The sequence below is a fragment of the Enterocloster lavalensis genome (genome assembly GCF_046603895.1).
GTDB lineage: Bacteria > Bacillota > Clostridia > Lachnospirales > Lachnospiraceae > Enterocloster > Enterocloster lavalensis.
Genome location: NZ_CP176637.1, coordinates 4,441,814 through 4,465,534, shown reverse-complemented (window position 1 = coordinate 4,465,534; position 23,721 = coordinate 4,441,814). Strand labels below are relative to the sequence as shown.

General features: G+C 54.6%; 23 protein-coding genes. 8 read left to right on the top strand and 15 right to left on the bottom strand.

Annotated features, from left to right (window positions below):
• The first annotated feature begins 128 nt into the window (after nt 1–128).
• On the top strand, nt 129–863 hold the full coding sequence (locus tag ACK2JC_RS19915; RefSeq protein ID WP_368270986.1) for a GntR family transcriptional regulator: 735 nt from the start codon (nt 129–131) through the stop codon (nt 861–863).
• A 93-nt stretch (nt 864–956) separates the two neighbouring features.
• Here the strand turns inward: ACK2JC_RS19915 and ACK2JC_RS19910 are convergent, their stop codons facing one another.
• Nucleotides 957–1,646 carry a GntR family transcriptional regulator gene (locus ACK2JC_RS19910; protein ID WP_368270987.1) on the bottom strand — a complete coding sequence of 230 codons (690 nt, stop codon included), beginning with the start codon at nt 1,644–1,646 and terminating at the stop codon, nt 957–959.
• A gap of 40 nt (nt 1,647–1,686) precedes the next feature.
• Nucleotides 1,687–2,349 (bottom strand): RraA family protein, encoded by a 663-nt coding sequence (locus ACK2JC_RS19905; RefSeq protein ID WP_368270988.1) that lies wholly within the window; start codon nt 2,347–2,349, stop codon nt 1,687–1,689.
• 278 nt (nt 2,350–2,627) lie between these two features.
• Between ACK2JC_RS19905 and ACK2JC_RS19900 the strand changes: the two genes are divergently transcribed.
• The 7 genes from ACK2JC_RS19900 to ACK2JC_RS19870 are packed head-to-tail and all read left to right on the top strand — an operon-like array spanning nt 2,628 to nt 7,827.
• Complete coding sequence (locus tag ACK2JC_RS19900; protein WP_368280999.1) at nt 2,628–2,879, top strand: ferredoxin family protein; 252 nt, start codon at nt 2,628–2,630, stop codon at nt 2,877–2,879.
• A gap of 15 nt (nt 2,880–2,894) precedes the next feature.
• Nucleotides 2,895–4,028, top strand: coding sequence for a 2-oxoacid:acceptor oxidoreductase subunit alpha (locus ACK2JC_RS19895; RefSeq protein ID WP_368270990.1), 1,134 nt, complete (start codon nt 2,895–2,897; stop codon nt 4,026–4,028).
• 1 nt (nt 4,029) lies between these two features.
• Nucleotides 4,030–4,854 carry a thiamine pyrophosphate-dependent enzyme gene (locus tag ACK2JC_RS19890; protein WP_368270991.1) on the top strand — a complete coding sequence of 275 codons (825 nt, stop codon included), beginning with the start codon at nt 4,030–4,032 and terminating at the stop codon, nt 4,852–4,854.
• Entirely contained in the window at nt 4,851–5,417 is a 567-nt protein-coding gene (locus tag ACK2JC_RS19885; RefSeq protein ID WP_368270992.1) for a 2-oxoacid:acceptor oxidoreductase family protein, read from the top strand. Before ACK2JC_RS19890 ends, ACK2JC_RS19885 begins: the two co-directional genes overlap by 4 nt.
• Before the next feature lie 17 nt (nt 5,418–5,434).
• A complete protein-coding gene (gene sucC, locus ACK2JC_RS19880) occupies nt 5,435–6,601 on the top strand; it encodes an ADP-forming succinate--CoA ligase subunit beta (RefSeq protein ID WP_368270993.1) in 1,167 nt (388 codons plus the stop codon).
• Between the two features lie 12 nt (nt 6,602–6,613).
• A complete protein-coding gene (gene sucD, locus ACK2JC_RS19875) occupies nt 6,614–7,519 on the top strand; it encodes a succinate--CoA ligase subunit alpha (protein ID WP_368270994.1) in 906 nt (301 codons plus the stop codon).
• 17 nt (nt 7,520–7,536) lie between these two features.
• Nucleotides 7,537–7,827, top strand: a complete 291-nt coding sequence (locus tag ACK2JC_RS19870; protein ID WP_368270995.1) for a hypothetical protein — start codon at nt 7,537–7,539, stop codon at nt 7,825–7,827.
• Between the two features lie 104 nt (nt 7,828–7,931).
• Here ACK2JC_RS19870 and ACK2JC_RS19865 read toward each other — a convergent pair whose 3' ends face one another.
• The 13 genes from ACK2JC_RS19865 to ACK2JC_RS19805 all read right to left on the bottom strand — a co-directional run bounded on the left by ACK2JC_RS19865 (nt 7,932) and on the right by ACK2JC_RS19805 (nt 23,720).
• On the bottom strand, nt 7,932–9,566 hold the full coding sequence (locus ACK2JC_RS19865; RefSeq protein ID WP_276850240.1) for a tryptophanase: 1,635 nt from the start codon (nt 9,564–9,566) through the stop codon (nt 7,932–7,934).
• A 120-nt stretch (nt 9,567–9,686) separates the two neighbouring features.
• Nucleotides 9,687–10,871 carry a M20/M25/M40 family metallo-hydrolase gene (locus ACK2JC_RS19860; RefSeq protein WP_368270996.1) on the bottom strand — a complete coding sequence of 395 codons (1,185 nt, stop codon included), beginning with the start codon at nt 10,869–10,871 and terminating at the stop codon, nt 9,687–9,689.
• Between the two features lie 242 nt (nt 10,872–11,113).
• Complete coding sequence (locus tag ACK2JC_RS19855) at nt 11,114–12,007, bottom strand: YitT family protein (RefSeq protein WP_302327555.1); 894 nt, start codon at nt 12,005–12,007, stop codon at nt 11,114–11,116.
• 11 nt (nt 12,008–12,018) lie between these two features.
• Nucleotides 12,019–13,353: an amidohydrolase gene (locus ACK2JC_RS19850; protein ID WP_302327556.1), complete on the bottom strand. Its 1,335-nt coding sequence runs from the start codon at nt 13,351–13,353 to the stop codon at nt 12,019–12,021.
• An 18-nt stretch (nt 13,354–13,371) separates the two neighbouring features.
• A complete protein-coding gene (locus ACK2JC_RS19845; RefSeq protein WP_092364345.1) occupies nt 13,372–13,833 on the bottom strand; it encodes a hypothetical protein in 462 nt (153 codons plus the stop codon).
• Nucleotides 13,833–14,648 carry a DUF3100 domain-containing protein gene (locus ACK2JC_RS19840; RefSeq protein WP_040412167.1) on the bottom strand — a complete coding sequence of 272 codons (816 nt, stop codon included), beginning with the start codon at nt 14,646–14,648 and terminating at the stop codon, nt 13,833–13,835. Before ACK2JC_RS19840 ends, ACK2JC_RS19845 begins: the two co-directional genes overlap by 1 nt.
• A gap of 100 nt (nt 14,649–14,748) precedes the next feature.
• Nucleotides 14,749–15,660, bottom strand: coding sequence for a LysR family transcriptional regulator (locus tag ACK2JC_RS19835; RefSeq protein ID WP_092364342.1), 912 nt, complete (start codon nt 15,658–15,660; stop codon nt 14,749–14,751).
• A 33-nt stretch (nt 15,661–15,693) separates the two neighbouring features.
• Nucleotides 15,694–16,608 (bottom strand): LysR family transcriptional regulator, encoded by a 915-nt coding sequence (locus tag ACK2JC_RS19830; RefSeq protein WP_368270997.1) that lies wholly within the window; start codon nt 16,606–16,608, stop codon nt 15,694–15,696.
• A 134-nt stretch (nt 16,609–16,742) separates the two neighbouring features.
• Entirely contained in the window at nt 16,743–19,001 is a 2,259-nt protein-coding gene (locus ACK2JC_RS19825) for a xanthine dehydrogenase family protein molybdopterin-binding subunit (RefSeq protein WP_368270998.1), read from the bottom strand.
• Complete coding sequence (locus ACK2JC_RS19820) at nt 18,998–19,510, bottom strand: (2Fe-2S)-binding protein (RefSeq protein ID WP_368270999.1); 513 nt, start codon at nt 19,508–19,510, stop codon at nt 18,998–19,000. Before ACK2JC_RS19820 ends, ACK2JC_RS19825 begins: the two co-directional genes overlap by 4 nt.
• Nucleotides 19,503–20,384: a xanthine dehydrogenase family protein subunit M gene (locus tag ACK2JC_RS19815; protein WP_368271000.1), complete on the bottom strand. Its 882-nt coding sequence runs from the start codon at nt 20,382–20,384 to the stop codon at nt 19,503–19,505. The genes ACK2JC_RS19820 and ACK2JC_RS19815 overlap by 8 nt, the downstream gene beginning before the upstream one ends.
• A gap of 234 nt (nt 20,385–20,618) precedes the next feature.
• On the bottom strand, nt 20,619–21,224 hold the full coding sequence (locus ACK2JC_RS19810) for an NTP transferase domain-containing protein (RefSeq protein ID WP_233460838.1): 606 nt from the start codon (nt 21,222–21,224) through the stop codon (nt 20,619–20,621).
• 123 nt (nt 21,225–21,347) lie between these two features.
• Nucleotides 21,348–23,720, bottom strand: a complete 2,373-nt coding sequence (locus tag ACK2JC_RS19805; RefSeq protein ID WP_408608738.1) for an FAD-dependent oxidoreductase — start codon at nt 23,718–23,720, stop codon at nt 21,348–21,350.
• Between the last annotated feature and the right edge of the window lies 1 nt (nt 23,721).

Sequence of the window (23,721 nt, the reverse complement as noted above, 5' to 3'; positions counted from 1 at the left end):
TTCCGAAAGTAAAGTGACGCTATCGTTTTAAATTGACGATATTGACGAATGAAATTAAATATAGTATGCTCATTATGTATCTTTTTCAAGGTAACCCACACGGTATCTGCGGAGAATGGAGTCGAACAATGGACAGTTCCAAAACATCTGCTGCACAATTTGCATACGAGTCACTGAAAAGCTGGATTCTTTCCGGTTCTCTTGCTCCCGGAGAAAAAATCGATCAGGATGAGGCCGCGCGCAAGCTAAGTCTCAGCCGTATGCCAATTCGCAGCGGCCTGGACCGGCTGGCTGCTGAAGGGTTGGTTTTAAAAATTCCGCGCCGAGGTGTAATTGTATCGCCTTTAAGCCCGGACTCTTTGAATCAGCTATTTGATGTGCGCGCTCAGATTGAAGCCATGGCTATCATGCTGACCACCACATCTGCTTCCGAGGCTTCGATTCAAAACCTATACCGTATGCTCCAATACCAGGAGGATTCCACAGACCATTCGCTGTTTTCCATCTTGGAGCAAAACCGCAGTTTTCACAGATATATTGTGCAGCTGTCGGGAAATGAGGTGCTCCTCAGAGTATTTGATAATCTGTGGGAACAATCTGAACGTTATCGCAGAATGTATTTTCAAACCCCAAATTCCAACAGGCGGATACAGGCGGAACATCGCCAGATCGTGGAACTGATTGCCGCGCGCAGGGTTCAGGAAGCGGCTGATTTCATCATCCTACACACGAGAACCTCCCAGCGCATGATCCTGCTCTCTATGGAGCGGCAGCTGCCACCACAGCAATTTAGGCTGATCTCTCTTTCACCGGCTCCGTGTTCTGAAAATCATCGTACATCGGCTGTTTGTTATAATAAATGAGAAACGTGATGGCGCAGGCTCCTTATCATTGGCCCTGCGCCATCACGTTTCTCGCTCTATTTTACCAATATAACGCCATTAAAAGGCGTGATTTTAAACTACCGTCAGCTTAAACGGAAGGGGCTGAATTTCTTCACCAAACATTTTCAGGATAATCTCCTGGCTTCTGCGGGTATGCTCGATCAACATGTCGACCCCTTCCTGTTTTTTCCCTTTTTCCAGATAGTCCACCAGTTCATAGTGTTCTTTCACAATACGGCTGTTATAGGTCGTCTCTTTATAGTACAGGCGTCGGTAACGATTGCTCAAAATCCAGAGCTGGTTAATATTCTTAATCAGCCCTTCATCTTTTGACAAAGCGTACAATACGGAATGGAACTCTTTATTCTGTGCCATTACAAGGTTGACATCAACCGTTTCCTTATCCTGGGTGTCAAGCAGCGCATGCAAAGCGCGAATATCCTCGTCAGACACATGTTGAAAAGCCTTTATATATGCCATCGGCTCCATCGAACAGCGCATCTCAAAAATGCTGTTTAGGTCTTCAACGGATACCGGCATCACGCTCATCCCTTTTCTGGGCACCTCCAGCACCAGCCCTTCGGCACAGAGCTTGTCCAACGCTTGCTTTACAGGTATCCGGCTGGCCTCCATCAGTTCTGTAAGTGCATCTAAATTGATCCGCTCTCCCGGAGACAGCTCGCCAGATAATATCATCTCCTGAATCGTATTGTAGGCATACTCCGCTACCGTTATAACCCGCTTATTCCCAAGCTTTGCCATCTCCGTCTCACCTCTTCTGTTGTCAGGCAGACATCCCCGGTCATTTGCCTGTCAACATTTTATTATAATTATATTTCTGATCTACTTCCAGGCTGCTCATACCATTCAGAATATCCCTGCACATATCCTCTTCCTTCTGATACAGCTGCTCTGCTTTTTCCAATACCTTATCAAACATTTCTGCAGGCACAACCACCACACCGCTGAGATCTGCCATCACAACATCCCCTGGGCGAACCTGTACTCCGCCGAACTGAATTACATCGTTTGTAGAATGTTCCACTACCCTTCCCCGGGCAGTGGCCACCACCGACCCCCGCGCATAAACAGGGAAATCCAGCGCCACATAGTCATCGATATCCCTGCATGCACCATCGATCACAACACCGGCAATCCCTTTCTGCTTTGCGCCCGTGGCGAGCACGCCTCCCCAGCAGGATACATCCAGACGCCCCCCATTATCAACAACTATGATATTGCCCTTTTTGGCCGCCTCAATCGCGGCGATTCCCAGATGGGTTTTCGGAGGAGTGGTTCCTGCGGCCGTGAGGCGCACCGTCACAGCCTCCCCGGCGATCTTACGGCTTCCCGCCCATACCGCATTGATCTGGTATGTGCTTCCGTTGATGCCGTAAAAATCATTTGCATCCGAAATATTTGTGGTTGATAACCTCATGAGTCGATCATATTGCGCTTCTGTCATATTTTTCCTCCTAAATAATATATCATATATTTTTTATATTTTCAACTTTATGTATCTGAGATGATAGGTTGATAGTTTTATATATTTTATTTTTTATATTTTATTATATTGTATACGCTGTCGTCATTTTTGTCAAGTTTCATTTGTAGTTATAGATATTTTTTGTGCATATAGTCGATTTCTAACTAAGTTTAAAGCTATTTAAGCGGTTTCACAAGCAAAGTGTTGTAGTTTACCCCATAATTTATCTGTTTTACAGACAAATTTAACGATGTATAATGGTTTTAAAATATATTTTATTTTTTATATTGCATATTTTATCATGTAGAAGGGAGGAAGCTATGAAGCGAGAACTGGTCATAAATCCGGCCTGGTGCAAAGCATGTGGTATATGCGTTGCATTTTGTCCCAAAAATGCATTGGTACTTACGCAAGGAACCGTTACACTGAACCGAGAGCAATCCTGTATTCTGTGTGGTATCTGTGAACTTCGCTGCCCGGACTATGCCATCTACATCAAATCTGAGTAAAAGGAGGAAGTTAAAATGTCCAACACCGTACTGATGCAGGGCAATGAAGCCTGCGTTGAAGGCGCTATTGCCGCGGGTATGCGCTTTTTTGCCGGATACCCCATCACCCCTTCCACTGAGATTGCAGAATGTTCAGCCCTGCGGCTTCCTCAGGTAGGGGGACACTTTATTCAAATGGAAGATGAACTGTCCAGCATGGCTGCTGTCATCGGAGCTTCTGTGGCAGGAGTAAAGTCTATGACTGCAACCAGCGGCCCGGGATTTTCTCTGAAGCAGGAAAATATCGGCTACGCCGCCCTGGCTGAAATACCTTGTGTGATTGTAGACGTACAGCGCTCTGGTCCATCCACAGGCTTGCCGACTTCCCCTTCTCAGGGAGATGTGATGCAGGCCAGATGGGGGACTCATGGCGACCATCCTGTCATTGCCCTTTCGCCCTCTACGGTCAGCGAAACCTTTCATCTGACCATCCGTGCCTTTAATCTTGCGGAAAAATACCGCACGCCGGTGATACTGTTGATGGACGAGATAATCGGGCACTTAAGAGAAGGTTTTACCTTCCCTGATCCGGGCACACTGTCGATTGAAAACCGGAAAGTATCCAGGAATCCTGAAACGTTGCGGAAACCCTACTATCTGGAAGCCGGGGAACTTATCCCCGCCATGGCCGCTTTTGGCGAAGGCGCACGTTACAATATCACCGGCCTGGTGCACGATGACGACGGATTTCCCACAAGCTCTCCCGAAACAGCGGAGACGCTCTGTACGCGGCTGATGGAAAAGATCTCTCAAAATCTATCCGATATCGTTACCTATGAAGAGATAATGACAGAGGATGCAGATATCGTCATTGTATGCTACGGAGGTACTATGCGCAGCGCTATGACTGCCGTGGAGATGGCAAGGGAAGCAGGAATCAAGGTGGGAATATTCCGACCTGTCTCCATCTGGCCATTTCCGGAAGGCCCCCTTTTTGCGCTCTCGAAAAGAGTCAAACAGTTGGTGGTGGCAGAGCATAACTACGGTCAAATTCTTTTAGAAATTCAACGGATTGTAAAAAACAACTGTGCTATCTCATTTATTGGAAAAATCAATGGTACTGTCATTACTCCCAATGAGATTGTTGATAAGTTAAAGGAGGTGAACTAATATGCCTAGCTCTCTGATCCAAAAATACATGCGGCTTTCTCATTTGCCGACAATCTGGTGCCCGGGATGTGGTCACGGCATCCTCATGCGTGATGTGGCGCAGGCCATCGAAAATACAGGGCTGCCACGCCATAAGGTCTGCATCGTATCCGGAATTGGCTGCTCTTCCCGCGCCGCAGGCTATATGGATTTCAGCACAATCCACACTACCCACGGCCGGGCCATTGCCTTTGCAACAGGAATCAAAATCACCCGCCCCGATTTGCATGTGATTGTGATTACCGGCGATGGCGACGCGGCTGCCATCGGTGGCAATCACCTGATTCATGCTGCTCGCCGTAATATTGATCTGACCGTAGTGGTTTTCAACAATAATATTTATGGTATGACCGGCGGCCAATACTCCCCCTCCACTCCTACCGGAGAGTTCGGCACCACTGCCCCTTACGGAAACATTGACCGTCCCTTTGATATCGCCCGTCTGGCAGCTGGCGCCGGCGCTACTTATACAGCCAGAGGAACCGCCTATCACGTAAACGAAACCATAGAAGCCATTCAAAACGGCATCGAGCACACTGGCTTCAGCCTCATTGACTGCTATAGCGTCTGTCCTACCTACTATGGAAGGAAAAATAAGAAGGGAAATTCTATCAATCTGCTTCAATGGCAAAGAGAGCACGGTGTTACTACAAAACGCGCTGCTCAAATGAATGGCTCCCTACCTGAAGGCACTTACCTGGTCGGTACTTTGACACAAGATAAGCTGCCGGAATATACGGCACAATACCAGAAAATCATTGATAAATGCCAGGAGGAGAAACGATGAATAAACGTTATGAAATGCGGTTGACCGGTTCCGGCGGTCAGGGTGTAATTCTTGCCACAATCATATTGGCAGATGCCGGCCTCATGGCCGGAAAAAACATTCTCCAGTCCCAATCATATGGACCTGAAGCCAGAGGAGGTATGTGCAAAGCAGAGGTAATCGTCAGTGATGGCGTAATCGGTTTTACGAAAGTCATCCGCCCTGGCTTTCTTCTTGCCCTCACCCAGGCCGCCCTTGAAAAATATTCGCAGAATCTGCCCCCGGACTGCCTGGTCATGGTCGATGAAAGCTTGAAACTTCCTACCTGCCTGGAAGGCAGGAAGGTAATTGCGATTCCGATTCTTCGGACTGCTTTAGAAAAGGTTGGCAAAGCATTCACTGCAAATATCGTAGCCGTAGGCGCCATCAACGCCGCCCTGAACCTTGCCTCCCCAGAGCAGCTTGAACAGGCTGTATTCCGCCATATTCCCGCAGACACGAAAGAGTTAAACCGCAGAGCATTGCATGAGGGGGAGAGCTTAATTAAATCTCACCCTCTACAGTCCCTTTTAGAAATTGCGTAGAGAGGAGAACACAATCGATGAAGATTCATGAGTATCAAGCTCAATCTCTGTTCTCTGAATATGGGATTCCTGTCCCGGAAGGTATATTAGCCTCCAATCAACAATCTGCCGAAGAAGCGGCTGCCGCGCTCACCCGGCATAGTTCTCTGCTGGTCAAGGCACAAATCCACGCCGGCGGACGTGGCAAGGCGGGCGGAATAAAGCTTTGCCGGTCAGCCCGCGAGGCCGGTATCGCAGCCGGCAGGATGCTCGGAAAACACCTGATCACGAAACAAAGCGGGAGCGAAGGAAAATTAGTCCGCAAGGTCCTTATCTCTCAGGGAATCGACATTGAACGAGAGTATTATCTCAGTATAACCACAGATCGAAGGGAAAACAGACTGGTAATGATTGCCTCCTCCTCGGGAGGTATGGAAATTGAAGAAGTAGCTGCGAACTCCCCTGATAAAATCGTAAAACACTTGATCCATCCTGCAATCGGACTTACAGACTATGCCTGTCGGGACGTCGCCCGCGGAATCGGATTAAATTGCAAATTATATGGGGAATTCACCGCCCTGGCAATGGCTCTCTATCATCTGTTTATAGAAAAGGACTGTTCGTTGGTAGAAATCAACCCATTAGCTGAGACCAAAGAGCACCATCTCATAGCGGTTGATGCAAAGATTGACTTTGATTCCAATGCGCTCTACCGCCATCCAGAGCTCAAATCTATGTATGATCCGTTTGAGGAAGATCCCCGTGAAGTGGAAGCCTCCAGATATCATCTCAATTACATCCAGCTTTCCGGAAATATTGGCTGTATGGTAAATGGTGCGGGTCTGGCGATGGCAACCATGGACATGATTGAGGCTAGTGGTGGACGACCCGCCAACTTTTTGGATATAGGCGGCAGTGCCTCTGCCGAAACAGTGGCCGGCGCGTTTCACATTCTGCTCTCAGACGACTCTGTAAAGGTGATTCTGGTAAACATATTCGGCGGCATTATCAAATGCGATATCATTGCTTCCGGCATCGTGGAGGCGGTAAAGCAGACCGGACTTAAGGTTCCTTTGGTCGTCCGCCTGGCCGGAACCAATGCTTTAGAGGGAGCCAGAATATTATCAGAATCCGGGCTAAATATCCAGACTGCAGCCAGTCTCTCAGATGCCGCCCTGAAAAGCATCTCCGCCCTGAAAGGATAGGAGGGAACACAAATGGGAATTTTAATAGGAAACGATACCCGCCTAATCGTCCAGGGTATTACCGGCTCCCAGGGCCGCTATCATACACAACAGATGATTTCCTACGGTGCCAATGTGACCGCTGGTGTCACTCCCGGAAAAGGCGGGAACAGTATTTTCGGTGTGCCGATTTATCATACGGTTTTAGAAGCCAAGGAGGCTACCCGCGCAAATACCTCAATTATATTTGTTCCTCCCGCATACGCAGCTGATTCTATACTGGAAGCAGCCGATGCGGAGATCGACCTTGTGGTCTGCATCACGGAAGGCATACCAATTCTTGATATGATAAAAGTCAAAAATTATCTGAAGGGCAAAAAAACACACCTGATCGGACCTAATTGCCCCGGACTGATCACTCCTGGCCAGTGTAAGGCAGGCATTCTTCCGGGTTCCATCCATCGTCCGGGTCATGTGGGCGTCGTATCCCGTTCCGGCACACTGACCTATGAAGCGGTGGGGCAGCTCAGCGCCCTTAATATCGGACAGTCCAGCGCTGTCGGTATCGGCGGCGATCCCATCAAAGGTATGGATTTTATTGACGTACTGGATCTTTTCAATCGTGATCCCGATACATATGCAGTTGTTATGATTGGTGAAATCGGTGGAAGCAGCGAGGAGGAGGCCGCGCTCTGGATCAAAGAACATATGAAAAAACCGGTAGTTGCATTCATAGCAGGGCAGACCGCCCCTCCCGGCCGCCGCATGGGACACGCAGGCGCAATAGTTGCCGGATCTTCCGGCAACGCGCATGAAAAAATAAACGTGCTCAATGATTGCGGAATCACGATTGCCGCCACACCCGACAAAATCGGCGAGACATTATATATGGCAGTCTCAAACGCCGGTATTTTGAATCAATGCCTGATCAATGTTTAAGTAGGAGGTAAGATAATATGTCCCAGTTTCTGGAAGCAGCAATGGTAATCTGTTTCGGTATTTCCTGGCCGCTGTCAATCATTAAATCTTACAGAACACGCACAAGTCAAGGAAAAAGTATCGTTTTTTTAATGTTTATTCTCATCGGATATGCCTGCGGCATCGGTGCAAAGCTTTATTCGGGAACTATAACCTATGTATTTATATTCTATATTATCAACATGGTAATGGTATCGGTAGATGCCATCTTATATTTTCACAACTGCCACCTTGATCATACTTCCGAAAAATCAATCGTCCATAATTAAGCCTGATCGTATTCACAAAGAACATGCCTTTCATTGCGCAAAAAACGTCATGGAAAGGCATGTTTATTATAGCGGCTACGCTGCCCTCAGTCCCCTACCCCCTCTTACTCCTCCGCCTCATACGGCTCCAAAAACGCATGGAAATGCCGCATTGGAAGCTTGTGTCCCAGCGTGATCCGCATATTGGGAATGCTCTTTCGGTCCTTGTACAGCTCGGTCACGGCCGCGATCACATAGTCCAGATGCTCTCTGGAGAGCTGGCTTCTGTTGACGGCGAAGCGGACCACGTTGCAGACCTCCTTCTGCTGTTCCGGGGTCTTTAAGTCGTACTCCATGCTGAAGTCCCCCAGCTCGGAGACGCGGATGCCGTAGCGCCGGATCAGTTCCAGGCTGAAACCCGCGCCCGCAAAGGAGTCGTGCCCGCGTTTTCCGTCAAAGAATTCGTCCATGTTGATGTATACGCCGTGCCCTCCGGCTGGAAGGACCACGCCCTTGACGCCGTTTTTGTAAAAACCCTGGGCCAGGTATTCGCACTGGTCCACCCGCTCCTTCAGGTACTCAACGCGCCCGCACTCGTACAGTCCCGCGGCCAGGGCCATGATGTCCCGGCCGGACATTCCGCCGTAAGAGTCGTTGCCGTAGCTGGAAATCTGCTTTACCTTCAGCAGAATTCCCACGTCCGTGACCACGTTTCCCTCCGCGTCAAAGTCGGAAAAATTCTTCCAGAACAGGCCCTTGTCCCGGAACGCAAGGATACCGCCCATGTTGGCGTGGCCGTCCTTTTTCAGGCTGGCGGTAAATCCGTCGCAGTAGGAAAACAGCTCTTTTGCAATGGCGAAAATGGATTTGTCCTCATAACCCGCCTCGTTCACCTTGATAAAATAGCAGTTCTCGGCCCAGCGGGCGGCGTCCAGCATGAAGGGGATTCCGTACTTGTGGGCGATGCGGCTGGATTCCCGGATGTTGGCCATGGAAACCGGCTGTCCGCACACCGTGTTGTTGGTGATGGTGGTGTAGACCAGCGGAACATTTTCCGGGCCCACCTCCTCAATCAGGGCTTCCAGCTTTGCCGTGTCCATATTTCCCTTGAAGGGATTCTTCTCATAGACGCCGCCCTCCGGCACCTCCCAGAGAAGCTGCTTGTCAAAGCAGTTGCGGGGTGTGGAGCCCATCTGCTTGATGTTGCCCTCCGTGGTGTCGAAATGGCCGTTGGAGGGGATGGTGAAATTCTTACCTGGATGGCGCTCCCCCAGGATTTTGCTGACCATGGCGAACAGCACGCTCTCCGCGGCGCGCCCCTGGGGCATGATGAAGGTGTTGGGGCGCTCCATCTGGGCCGCGCCTCCGTTGAACAGGCCCCCTTCATACTCACAGAGATACAGTTCATCCATCATTTTGTCGATATCCTGGCAATCCGTTCTCACCAGATTGATCGCCCGCTTCTGATCGTCTCCCCGCTCGAACACATCCCTGAACGCGTCCATGAGCACGTAATATCCCTTGTTGCGGCCATAGGACTCATCCCCGAGGAACATGGCGCTCCACTGCACATCCGTCATGGCGGTGGTGCCGGAATCCGACAGCATATCCACGGTCAGCATGCCCGCCGGAAATGCAAATTCATTGTAGTGGGTGGATTTGAGCGCCCGCTCGCGCTGCTCCACCGTCACATTGGGGATGTTGCGCTTTACATAGGAAAAGGATTTTGGTGCTTCAACGTTTAATGGGTAGTTCTTCATAGACTTATACCTCCGCTTTCTGGCTTTTCGCCATCTTAGTATTTACTCCGGTCGTCGCAATGACTGGCGGTCAGTATCGTGTTTTAACCCGGGATACCCGATCCCTTTTGTTGTAGTCCTCTATAATGCGTAAGCCGCGCACGCGGCAAGCACCGCCCGGTCAACCAGGCTGTCCGCCAGGGCGTACTCGTCTTTGGTGTGGCAGCCCTCCCCTTTGAGGCCCATGCCGCACACGGCCGGGACGCCGCTTGACACCACCGCGCCGGAATCCGACACGCCGCCCACCGTAACCGGATGGACTTCGCCGTAGCCGCATTCCCCGGCCACCTTCCGAATATGTTCAAACAGCTCCATCACTCCATCGGTGGTGTCCATGCTCTCCATCATCATGCGCACGTTCATCTCCGCCTTTGTTCCCTCAATATGGACGCGCTCCGTGGCCGACCGGATATCCGCCAAAATCTCGTCCCGGATCGCCAGGGAAGGAAAACGGATGCCGATGCTGATTTTGGCCTCGCCCGGAACCGTGTTCTCTCCGATTCCTCCGCTGACCATGCCGCAGTTGATTAATTTCCCCCGCTCAATATCCCGGCTAGCCTCCAGCTCAAGGACCTTATAACACATCTCCGCCACCGCGCTTCTCCCTTTTTCCGGAGCCAGCCCGGAATGGGCCGGCACCCCGTGCACCGTCACGTCCACAATTCCGCCGCCCTTCCGTCCAACCACCAGCCCGTCGTGCCGGTAGCCAACCTCAAAATTTAACGCGGCCTCCGCCCCGGAAAGCTCCGAGATCATGATCTGCTTTGTCCTGGAAAACATGTGGAGTTTTTCCTCGTCCCCCACAAATATGCATTTGACCGGCCGGTCCGTGGATCCGATATCCCGCAGCGCCCGGATGGCAGACAGCGCGACTACCAGCCCTCCCTTCATATCCAGCACGCCGGGGCCGTGGATCAGCCCGTTTTCGTCGATTCTGAACGGATTGTGCTCCGCCTCCCCGTCCTCAAAAACCGTGTCCATGTGGCCCAGGAACAGAAGCGGCCGTTTCGTGCCGCCGCAGCACCACTCCCCCACCAGCACTGGGCCCGCGCCCTCTGAGGGAATCACCCTGACGTCCATGCCAATGGCTTCCATTTCCTGTTTCAATATCCCGCAAACCGCCTCCACACCGGCGATGTTGGTAGTGCCGCTGTCAATATTTACAATCTTTTCCAAAAGTGAGATCATCTCTCCCCTGCGTTCGCTCACATGTTTCCTCACCGCTTCATAAACCTGCTGCATACCGTCTCTCCCTTTCTTTTTCATGAGATCTTTCCTTAATTAACTGTTTCTTAAGCCCAGCCCATAACCGCCGCTCTTTATCTTCTTTTTGTTGCACACATTTTATGGTCTCTGTAATCAATTATAGCGCAGGAACGGATATCTGCATAATCTCAGTTTCTTATCTCTCAGCTATAATTAAAAAGCATAGCCAGTGGGAAACGGCAAAAAATCAGGGCATCTCTCGGATGCCCTGAAACGATATTCCCCCGGCTGCTTCGCAGCAATTATAAAACTTCCAGCCGTTTCTCAAAATTCCCCATGGTTGTCTCTGGCAAAAGGATCATGACAAATGCCTGGGGATCCTCTTGTTTGATCAGCCACTTTATTCCCTGAAGCTCATATTTGCTGACCACAACCATGTGAACGGTCTTTCCCTGGCGGCTGTGCTCCCCCCAGCCCTCCCAGCTGGTGACGCCCCTGCACACGGCCTTGCTGATGCGATCCCCCAGCATTTTATTTTCCGTCACAATGAATGCCGCTATTTTAATATTCTGGTCGTGGGTGCAGTCCGTCACAACCCCCGCCGCCACCGCAAATACCATGGAGTATGCCGCTATTTCAAAGTCGTAGCGTATGGCTGCGGCCAGATAGATCAACGCGTTGGTCAACACGTTAATTTTCCCCACGCTGAAATCGGGCAGCTTCTTGGCGCAGTACATGCCCAGGATATCGAGCCCGCCGCCGGAACCGCCCGCCCGCAGGGTCATTCCCACCCCAAGCCCGGACAGGGCGCCGCCAATCATGCAGTTTAAGAGCAGATCGTCTAAAAGCGGGCTGGACGGAGCCGGTATAAAGGTCAGAAGCAGGGATTGGATAAACACCGCCAGGATGGTCCGGTACAGGAATTTTCCGCCAAGGCACTTATAGCCCAGGGCAAACAGAGGGAGGTTAATGCACCAGAAAATCACCCCTGTCAAATCCATCTCCTCCGGTATCCCGATTCCCACAATCTCCTGCAAAAACAGCTTGATCAGCTGGGCGATTCCGGTAAACCCACCCCCGTACAGGCCGGCCGGAACCAGGAACCAGCGATAAGCTGCGGCAAAAAACACTACCCCGCAGATGGACCAGAACAGATGATGCGGTTCCCCATGTATCTTATTTCGTCTCGCTTCCATTTCCTGCGCCGTCAGACCCGTCTCATAATCTGCTCCATGTGAGCCGCTGCCTCATACCGGATCTTTTCCTCGTCCAGCGTCAGAACGTTTCTGTCCTTCATCACCAATTTGCCGTCAATGATGGAATCTGTCACGTCGTGCCCGCAGGCCGCATCCACAAGGCTGTTTACCAGATTCTGTGTCGGCCGGATATGGGGCTGTTCGGTCTTTAACAGTATCACGTCCGCCTTTTTGCCTTCCTCCACGCTTCCGATGCTTGAACCAAGGCCCAAAGCGTTCGCACCGCCCTGGGAAGCCATCTTAAGGAGCGTGGGGCAGGTCATGACAACCGGGTTGAAGTAGGGAAGCCCCCAGTATGCCAGCATCGCATAGCGCAGCACCTTGATCTCATCGAACAGGTCCAGATTCGAAGGGGCCGCTCCGTCGCTGCCCAGGCCCACGTTCAAACCCTCTCTCAAAATCTGCGGCGTTTTGGGAAATCCATGGTATGCCAGGTTCGCACGGGGGCAGTGTATCACCTTTACCCCGCGTTCTGCCATACACCGGATATCCTCATCCGACAGCATAACATTGTGGGCGGTGAGCAGGTTTGGCCCCAGCACCCCCATTTCATCCAGAAACTGGGCCGGGCGCTTCTGATAATTCTTCAGGCAGAAAATCACCTCGTCCCTGTGCTCGCAGAGGTGGGCGTGAATCCCTGTATGGAGTTCGGCGGCCGCGTCCCTGACCATAGCGATCAATTCCCGGGAACAGGTCATGACCTGCCGGATCGCAAACCATATGCTCACCCTTCCGTCCCCGGCTCCGTGGTAGCTGCGGTACAAATCCCTGGTACGCTCCACCGCTTCCTGAGCCGTTTCCTTCATCGCCCCGCTGACAATATCTCCCATATCCATGGTGGATTTGGCGATTGCCGCCCGCATTCCGGACTCGATCACCGCCTCCGCCACCTGATCCATGTGAACGCCGCCGGAATCTGCAAACGCCGTGGTCCCGCTCTTGATCATTTCCAGGCAGGCCAGCTGCCCGCTGATCCTGGTATCCTCCGGTTTCAGATTGCTCTCAAACGGCACCAAAAACCGTGTCCATATCATGGGATATTCGTCCGACACGCGGCCTCTTAGAAGCTGCTGGCAGGTATGGGTATGTCCGTCCACCATTCCCGGCATGAGCAGCTTTCCTCTGCCATCCACCACCGTGCCGCCCAGATACTCTTTCTCCACCTGGTCCGAAGGCCCGATCTTCTCGATGAGAGACTTATGGATCGCCACTGAGCACGGCCCGGTCACGCTCATTCCGGGCCCCAGGATTTCACAGCCCTTGATTAAAATATCGCAGTTTTTCATGTTTCTTCCTCCCTCACATCAAATGGCGCCTGTAAAGCGCAGCACGGCGTCCGCTACGATTGCCGAGAAAACGAAGGTTCCGGCAATGACAAACAACGTGATTATGATCAATTTCCAACCCATTTTCGCAAAATCCTTTAAATCCTTGCCCAGGGAGATTCCGGCGAACGCTCCCATGGCCGTGGTCGGAGCTAAAAACGCCACCTGGGACGTCACGCCGATGATAATGTCCTTTACCGGGGAAATGGGCGAGGCCAGCAGCAGGCCCGTCAGGGACACGTACATCATGGACGGAAGCTTGACGTACCGGCTCATAAACTTGCTGACCGTCAGTCCGAAAAGAGCGATGGCGCAGAGTACAAGCACCCCCTTGATTGTGTCCGCCAGAGGCATGCCGTAGCCAATTATATTGGTGATCATGATAATCACTGCCACCATCAAAAGCAGTCCCACCTGTTGAATAAAATATTTTCTGACCATCAGTTTGCCTCCTTATTTATAATGCGGCCGATTCTCGGCTCCAGTATTGCGTACAGTTTGCGCGTCAGCGGCAGCCCCACAAAGGTTCCCATATAGATGCCGGTAATGCCGGTCAGCATATCGCTGGCGCCGCCCATAACCAGGATATCCTCCGCGTACTGGGGATAAATTTCCCCCAGCGTGCCCGCTGCAGCCGTCATCATGGAACCCGCTCCGATCCCGCTTGCCATGCCAAGCGCCAGAGGATGGAGAATGTCAAACGACGCCACCACGCTGGCAAGAATGCTGAGGAACACCGTACCGATCACGCAGCCTACAATGTACACGGCAAAGGTCCCTCTTGTCTCCGGGGCGTCCGGTCCATAGATATCCGTCGTCAGCCCCAGGTTGGAATCCCGGTTGACTGAATAGCAGGCCCCGATGGCCTCCTTCTTAAGCCCCAGAAAAAGTGCGATGGGGAGCGAGAACAGAATGGTTCCCAGATTCCCGAATTCCTGTAAAATCAGCGCCGGTCCCACGGAGACAAGTTTTGACAGATTGGCGCCGGCCGAAACCCCCATTTTGGCCATAAACGGCGCGAGCACCACCAGCACCAGGCTGCCCCCCAGCCTGGATTCCGGAACTTTAAAGAGTTTAAACGCGTCCGGCCCCAATATTCCCCCGATTATCGTTGCAAACACCATGGGGAATATGGTCAGCGTTCCGATCCCGATGTTCAGTTTGACCGTCCCGATCAAATCGCAGATAACCGCAATGACCAGCGCGGCCGCATAAACCTTCCAGTACTTTACAACAACTGTTTTTAGCTTTCCCATACCACTTCTCCTTCTCAAATATTTTATGTCTCTAAGATAACATAGAACAAAGTCTTCGGGAACAAGCAAAAAAGCGATGGATATCCATCGCTTTTTCCGATTATTGCTCCTCCCGCCCCAGCTCACGGCTGGCCATCAGATTGATGAACCGGCCGGCTATCTCCGGCAGAATGCGCTTGTTCTTCGCCACCCAGCCCACGTCCAGATCGATCCCGTTCTGAAGCGGGCGGCATACAATATCGCTGTAATACCGGTCCGATGAGTGGTAACCGCTGCCCACCACAAAACCGTTGCACCATCTGAGCAGGGAATAGGTGGAGGCCCGGTCCGACACATAGATAATTTTCTTCAAACGCAGAAAGGGCGCCCGGTCCGTATAGGCCAGATTCGCTTCCGACGTCCTGTCGTACGCCACATAGGGATACTGCTCCAGCTCTTCCATGGGAATCTCCTGGTATTTTGCCAGGGGATGGGTCTGGGACAGATAGATGTGGGCCTTCTTGTACGAAAGGTGGTGGTAGGTCAGATGGCGGTTGCGGAACTCCTGCATCATCTGTTCCCTGCGCTGGCCCGAGAAGAAAATGATGCCCAGATCGTCCATTCCCCGGTCGACCCGCTCCAGAATTTCCAGGGTCTTACACTCGTAAAAGCCGAATTCATAGGTCTCTCCCTCAACGCTGTTGATAGCGGATATGAAAGAATCCATGCCGCAGATATGGTGTTGGGCGGACACGGAAAATCCCTGGTAGCTGCGGTGTTTGCCCAGGTACTTTTCATCCAGAAACTCCAGCCGGGTTAAAATCCCTTTGAATTCAATGAGCAGCTCCTCCCCTTCCTTTGTCAGACACGCGCCTTTGGATTCCCGCGAAAAAGCGGTGATGCCGTAATAGAACTCAATCTCCTTGATCGCGCTGGACACGCTGGATTGAGCCGCGTACAGCCGTTTTGCCGCCTCGCTGATGGAGCCGGAATCTGCAACTGCAATAAAATATTTCATCTGCTGTATGGTCATATGTACCCTCCGCCAAAATAATCCCCATTACCCTCATCCCAGCACCTCCCCCACCCACGCCTCCAGCATCTGCGTGAATTCCCGGGCAACCGGGCTCAGTATCTCCTTTTTCCTGCGGATCCAGGCAACGCTGATCTCCACCCCGCAGTCCTTAATGGGAATGGTCCGGATGCCGTGGAGCGCGAACTCCCCGCTGTTGATCCTGGAGCCAAAACGGAATACATCCGTATATTTCAGCATGTTGACGGCCGCCGCGTTGTCGCTCATGTACACCACTTTCTTGAATTCGGTCAGCAAAACGCCGCCCACCGCCAGATAAAACGTCAGATTGGAGAAATAGTCGTCCGGCATCCGCACCACCGGATAATGCAGCAGTTCCTCCGCCGACACCTCCTCCCGGTCGTAAAGAGGGCTGTAAGGCCCTACGTTGGCGTACCAGGTGTCCGTCCCCAGAAAATTGTATTCCATGTTTTTATATTGAAGCATATGCTTCACTTCCTTGCCCTGGACGCTGTTGTAGAGCAGGACCCCCAACTCCGCCTCCCCGCGTTCCACCGTCTCGATAACCTGCTGCAGCCTGCGCTCCAGCAGCTGGATTTTGATGTTCTCCCCCTTGTGGAGGTTGTATACCCGGCTGACCAGCCGGGAAACCGACACCATGGGGTAGGAGGCGATGGATAGAATGGGCGTGGCCTCCCGGGAGGCGATGCCCTCGATCAGCTCCATCTGATTCAAAATGGTCCGGGCGTACTGGTAAAGCTGTTTTCCGTCCTCTGTCAGGACAACGCCCTTGTTGTTGCGCGTGAAAATCCTGATGTGCAGCTCATCCTCCAGGTTCATCATAGCCCGGCTTAAGTTGGGCTGGGTCATAAGCAACTCCGCAGCCGCTTTGTTCATGCTCCCCAGTTCCGCGATTTTCATAAAATATACGAGTTGCTGTATCTGCATATGGTCTCCTCCGCCGGAAATCGTGAACCGGCTTTCTGTCTACCATACTACCATATCCGATTCTTTCGTACAATCCCGCAGCAAAAAAACAGCCGCCCGGCCCCCATTTTTAATGGTGCCGGACGGCTGTGCCGTCATCCTCCCAATGCTTCCAAAACACGCTCTTCCGTCATCGGAATCTCGTGGAACCGGACTCCGATGGCATTTTCCACCGCGCTGGCAATGGCCGCGGCGGTGGGTACCAGGCCGCACTCGCCCACACCCTTGGCCCCAAAGGGCCCGCTGGGTTCATTTGTCTCCACCAGAATGGTCTCAATCTGCGGAACTTCCATGATCGTGGGCAGGTAATACTTGTGAAAGCTGTCCTGGGCCTGTTTTCCGCGGGCGTCGTACACGATCTGCTCGCTCAGGGCGTACCCGATGCCCTGGAGCACGGAACCCTGGATCTGTCCCTCCACGATATCCGGATTGATGGCACGGCCCACATCGTGAGCGGCCACCACCCGCAGCACGGTCACCTGACCCGTTCTGGTGTCCACCTCCACCTCCGCAAAATGGGCGTGCCATGGCGGCGCGTTAAAGGGCACCGTCTGGCCCAGTCCCACAATCTGACGGTTGTTCCGGTGCAACATGTGGGCGGCTTCCTTTATGGTCATGGTTTCCTTCCCGTTCACCGTGATCTGTCCGTTTTCCATGTCCAGACTCTCCTCCGGCACGCCCATCTGTCCCGCTAAAAAGGCGAACAGTTTTCCCCTGGCATCCTTACCCGCCGCGTTCACCGCCGTGCCTGCGGAATAGAGGGTTCTGCTGGCATGGCTTCCGATATCGTAGGGCGTGCTCTGAGTGTCCCCGAACACGATGTGCACCTGCTCCACGTCGATGCCCAGAGACGAGGCGGCCACCTGGGACAGCGTGGTGGCGATGCCCTGCCCCATATCCGGCACGCCAGCTGCCAGCTGGGCGGAGCCGTCCTCCTGAAGCGCCAGATACGCGTTGTCAAATTCCACGGCAAAGGGCCAGGAATTGCTCAGATGCGTCCCTGCCGCCATGCCGATGCCGCGGACCTTGTAAGGCTTGTCGCCGGTCATTTTCCCGTGGCGGCGCTCCCATCCGATCTGCTTCGCACCGCGCTCGATGCACTCCGCCAGTCCCACGGTGGCGCAGGGGTAGGGCGGAAGCCAGGGCGCGTAGGGTGTCATGACGTTTTTCAGCCGCAGCGCGACACTGTCCATGCCCAGCTTTTCCGCCATCAGGTCCATAGTGGACTCCACTGCAAAATTCCCCTGGGGATTGCCGAATCCTCTCATGGCCCCGGCCGTGGTGGTATTCGTGTAAACGCACAGCCCGTCGTACATCACATTGGGGATCTGGTAAATGCTGATGTTTGTGACGCCCAGCACCGCCGTCACATCCGGGCCCGCGCAGGCGTAGGCGCCCGTATTCAAAACCGCATTTAAATATAATGCCCTCAGCGTGCCGTCCTTCATGGCCCCCAGCTTCACCGTGATATAGCCGGAATGCCTGGTGGGCGACGCGATAAAATCTTCCTTGCGGTCATAGACGAGACGCACGGGCTTTTTCGCCATAATCGCCAGAGCCGCCGCAATGGGCTCCGCCTTGGCGCTGGTGCCCACATGGGAGCCGAAGGCGCCGCCGATGTAAGGCGGATTGAGGACCCGGACGCTGCCGGCTGGAAGGCCGAACAGCCTGGCCAGAAGCCCCCTTAAGGGATGGGGACTCTGGGTGGTGGACCAGACGGTCAGTTTTCCTGATCTCGTAAAGCTTGCCACCGCGGACTGGGTTTCCAGCTGACAGTGCTTCACCACCGGGAGTTTATAGCGCTCTTCGATCACCACGTCGCTCTCAGCAAAGCCCTGTTCAATGTCCCCCATGGGGAACTTTGCCATGCCGGCGATGTTATTGCCCAGAAAACAGGGATGGACCGCGGGCGCCTCGGGCTTCATGGCCTCCAACGGGTCGTAAACCGCCGGGAGCTCCTCGTATTCCACCCGGATCAGCTTCAGCGCGGCCAGGGCCGTCTCCTCGCTGTCGGCCGCTACCGCCGCCACCTCGTCGCCCACATAGCGCAGCTCCCGGTTAAAAATCTGCTCATCCTCCACGGGCACCGCCGGGGGATTCGCCTCGCTGCAGGAACCGTTATACCGCACGTCCGTGGTATTTTCCCAGGTCGCCACCGCGGCCACTCCGGGCAGCTTCTCCGCCTGGGAGATATCTATGGATACAATGCGCGCGTGGGGATAAGGGCTTCGCAAAACCTTGGCGTAAAGCATTCCGGGGAAATCCAGGTCTGTTGTAAAAACGGCCTCCCCCGTCACCTTCTCCACCGCATCGATTCTCGGAATGGATCTTCCTACCGCTCCTTCAGGTTTCATCCGCCGTACCTCCCTTCCGCCGTTTGGTTCTCATGGTTCCGCCGGATGGCGTTTGCCGCCAGCTCCACCGCCTGTTCGATCTTCACATAACCCGTGCAGCGGCAGATATTTCCCGCCAGGGCGATGTGAATCTCCTCCTTCGTGGGGTCCGGCTTTTTATCCAGAAGCGCCTTGGTGGACAAAATCATGCCGGGCGTGCAGAATCCGCACTGCACCGCGCCCGCATCCACAAACGCCTGTTGGATCGGATGAAGTTTTCCATTCTCTTCCAAACCTTCGATGGTGACCACCCGGCATCCATCCGCTTTGATCGTCGGCACCATGCAGGAATTCACCGCATCCCCGTCCAGGATCACCGTGCACGCCCCGCACTCCCCCTGACCGCAGCCCTTCTTGGTCCCGGTCAGATTCAGACGGCAGCGGAGCGTATCGGCCAGCATCTCAAAGGGTTCCACGGCCACAGAGATTTCTTTTCCATTTAATGTAAAATGAACCAACTGGTTATCCATGCGCCTCCTCCTTTCTCCCCGCGTCCTCCCAGGCCATAGAGAGTGCTTCCCGGACCAGGGCGGGCAGGACTTCCAGACGGTATTTTCTGGAACCCCGCACCAGGCTGTCTCTGGGGTTGGCGTTCTTTAAGGCCAACTCTCCGGCCTTGGACCACAGGGCCTCTCCGCCCTCTCTGTCCAGAAGGAAATGCTCAGCTTCTGCGGCCCTTACCGGCCCCACTCCCACCGGAGCCATGGCGATCCGCGCCTCCTTCACCGTACCCTCCTGCCGCCTGATCCAGGCGGCCACGCACAGCATGGGCAAAGCCAGGGCTTTCCGCTGCTGCAGCCGCATGTACCCGCTGCCGGTTCCCGCTTCCGCCGGAACCAGAAATCCTGTCAGAATGCTCTTGCTGCTGTCCACATGACTCTTTCCGAACCCCGCGTACAGCTCCTCCACCGGAACAAGCGCTTCCTCCCGGCCGGTCAGAATCCTGGCCCTGGCCCCCAGAGCCACCAGCGCCACCGCGCTGTCCGCCGCCGGTTGGGCGTTCACCACGTTGCCTGCCAGGGTGCTGGAATTGCGAATCTGATGGGAACCCACCATGGAGGAGGCCTGGGCCAGACACGCGGCGCCCCCCTGTACAAGCGCGCTTGCCGCCGCCTGGTTGTGGGTGACTCCGGCCCCGATGAGTATCGTCTGCTCCCGCGCTTCAATTTGTTTCAGCTCTTTTATCTTCGTGATATCCACCAGGTACTCCGGGCAGTGCTTTCCGTCCTTGATATCCAGCACCAGATCCGTTCCTCCGGCCATAATTCTGGCCTTTCCCGCATGCTTCTCAAGCAGCCCGGCGGCTTCCTCCACCGTCTGCGGCACATAATAAGCCTGAACCATATACAGCCCCCTCTCTCCTGCGCGGCCAGGCGGCAGGTCCGCCCGCCTCGCCCTCTGCTTCACTGCCCCGGCGCACACCGCCGCTGCCTCGCCCTTCGCTTCACTGCCCCGGCGCGCAAGGCCACTGCCTCGCCCTCTGCTTCACTGCCCCAGCGCATAACGCCGCTGTCTCGCCCTTCGCTTCACTGCCCCGGCGCGCAACGCCGCCCGCCGTGGCCTTACCCCGCCGTGGCCTTACCCCACCGCCAGCGCCGCCAGTATTTTCCGGTAATCCGCGGGCGTATCCATATCCATCACACACCGCATATCCTCTGTCTCCATATAACAGGCGGCCCCGTCAAAGGCTCTCAGCGCCCCTTTGAGCCCCAAATCCCCGTCGTAGGCCAGAATCTGTTCCTTGCAGGACGCGCAGATCACCGGCGGATGCCCTTTTCTCATGCGGTAGGACGGATAGGCCACCAGGCAGTCCTGATTCCCCTGGTAAACCTTTAAAAGCTGGCGGATCATCCGGCCCGTCACCAGGGGATAGTCCACCGGAAGGATCAGAAACGCGCCGGTTTCCGGCCTGAGGCCCCGGATTCCGGCCTTCACAGAGGTGAACATGCCCTCCGCGAACCGGGGATTTTGCACAATGTACGCCCCGCTTCCGGACAGATGGCGCTCCACCTCCTCCCCCCGGTAACCGGTCACCACAATGATCCGGTCCGCCACGGACTGCAGCATCTCCACCTGCCGTCGGATCACCGTGGTTTTGCCCAACGGGAGGAGCGGTTTGAGCTCCCCCATCCGCGAAGAATAACCGGCAGCCAAAAGCACCGCCTCCACACCGGATCGTTTCACAATCACAGCCTCCTTCCCCGCCTGCCCCGGACTCCCGCCCGGAGCAGCGGTTCCCGATGGACCGGCGCGGCAGACACGCCGGCCAGTCCAACGGGAACTTCTATTCTCCGACGCTCCGCGTTTCTAACGCGCGGCAGCGGCATTTAACAGTGAATTCTTCACCAGCGACCTGGCAATCTGCACCTTGTACTCGTTCTTCGACAGCGGTACGGCTCCGCGCAGCGCGATCTCCGCCGCCTGCCCGGCCAGCTCCTCCGTGATCTCCTTGCCGTTGATGAATTCCTCGGCCGCTGTGGCCCGCAGCGGAATGGGCGCCACGGCCCCCAGCACGATCCTGGCGTCCGCCACCTTGCCGTCCTCCAACTTGTAGGCCGATGCCACGCTGACCACGGCGAAATCGTGGGAATCCCGGACGCGGTACTTGTCATACCCGGTCCGGTACTCCCGGATCGAGGCGGGCACCACAATCTCCGTGACGATCTCATCCTCTTCCACCAGCCGGCAGTGGGCCTTTTTCATCATGTCGCCGATCTTTTCCCTGCGCTTGTTGGTGACGATCTCCGCCTCCATGGCCGTCAGCACAGTCGCCACGTCCGAGGGGTTCACTGCCAGACAACCGCAGTTAAAGCAGCGCTTTGCCTCCTCCTGAACCTCCTCCCAGCTCAGGCCGTAGGAGTCCTCCAGATGCAGTCCCCGCTCTTCCTTCGGGCGCTCGGCAAGCTTCGCGCTCTGGGAATGACAGCTGCTGGAGGCATCAAACTTTACAATCTGTCCCAGGGGATGCTCGTAGTTTTTCGCGGGCTGGCCGGTCATGTAGCTGTCCACATACACCGCCGCTTTCTTTCCGTCCGCAATGGCGGCCACCACGGTTTTGGGACCGGTGGTCACATCGCCCACTGCAAAGACCTTGGGAAGGCTGGTTTTAAGGGTGTCCGGCTCTACGCTGATCAGTCCCCGGTTCACCTTAAGCTCCAGCTCCTCGCCCAGGAAGGATAAGTCCGTTTTCTGTCCTACCGCCATTAAAATGGAATTTCCTTCCAGCGTCTCGGTGTCCCCATCGTCGTAAGCCGGGGAGAAATGGCCTTCCCCGTCAAACACCTGGGTGCACCGCTTCAGCACCAGACCGGTAATCTGTCCATCCTGCCGCAGAATCTCCTTTGGCCCCCAGGAATTCATGATCACGATTCCCTCTTCCCTGGCTCTGGCCACTTCCTCCTCGCTGGCGGGCATATGCTTCTCATCCTCCAGGCAGGCCATAATCACGTTGGCTGCGCCCAGACGCTTGGCCGTGATGGCCACGTCAACCGCCACGTTGCCTCCGCCGACCACGATAATGTCCTTGCCGATCTTGCTCTCCATCCACTTGTTGACCTCAATCAGGAAATCCAGGCCAAAGGTGGTCAGCTCCTCGCCGTCCAGGCCGATCAGGGGCCGTTTCCACGCGCCGGTATTTAAAAATACGCTGTCAAACTGTTCCACCAGATCGCTGACCGGTATATCCTTGCCGATCTCAGTACCCGTCTTAAACTGGATCCCCATGGCTTCCAGGGCCGCAATCAGCTTCCGCACAATGTCCTTGGGAAGCCGGTACTCGGGAATCGCATAGCGCAGAAGTCCGCCCGCTTCCTCCATCTTGTCGTACACCAGGACCTGGTGCCCCAGCCTGCGCAGGTAGTACGCCGCCGTCAGACCCGCGGGACCCGAGCCCACAATCGCTGCTTTTTTGCCGCTCTCCGCCTCCGGGGCCTTCATAAACCGGTCCGCGTTGTCCAGAATATAATCTCCCACATACCGCTCCATGCCGCCGATGTTAACGTGCTCGTCAAATTCCGCCCGCTTGCAGTTCATCTGGCAGAAATGGGTGCACACCCGGGAGGTGATGGCGGGAATCGGGTTGGATTCCATCAAAATAGCGGCCGCGCCGTCCAGGTTCCCCTCCCGGATGCAGGTCAGGTATTCCGGCACATCCACATGGGCCGGACAGTTCTGGGAACATCCGCTGAGGTTCACCTTTTTCGCTCCGAAAATGGAGTGGTTCCGGTTCTCTCCGGTCATGGCGTTGCAGTAATCCCCGCCCTTTCTCAGACACCGGATTCTGCCGCCGATCTCGTCGGGATAACGGTAATACCAGCAGCGCACGTCCTGGCAAAGATTTCCGCCGATGGTTGCCAGATTGCGGATCAGAGGGGTGGCCACGCTCTTGGCCGCCATAGCGAGCGCCTCATAGCCATCGTTCACCTGGGCCGAACCGGCGATGTCGCAGAGCTTGGCCGCTGCGCCGATTTTCAGCCCTTCCTCGTCCGCCGTGATGTGGTCTAAACCCTCCACGGTCTTGATATTGACCAGCTGTTCCGGATAGTCCGGCTCCAGCTTATGTTTCAGCACGCTGAGCAGATCCGTGCCGCCTGCGATAATCCTGGAGCTTCCAGCCCCTTCCCTCAGGAGGCCGGCAGCCTCGTCGACGCTCTCTGTATCGATATGGGCAAAATTTTTCAAC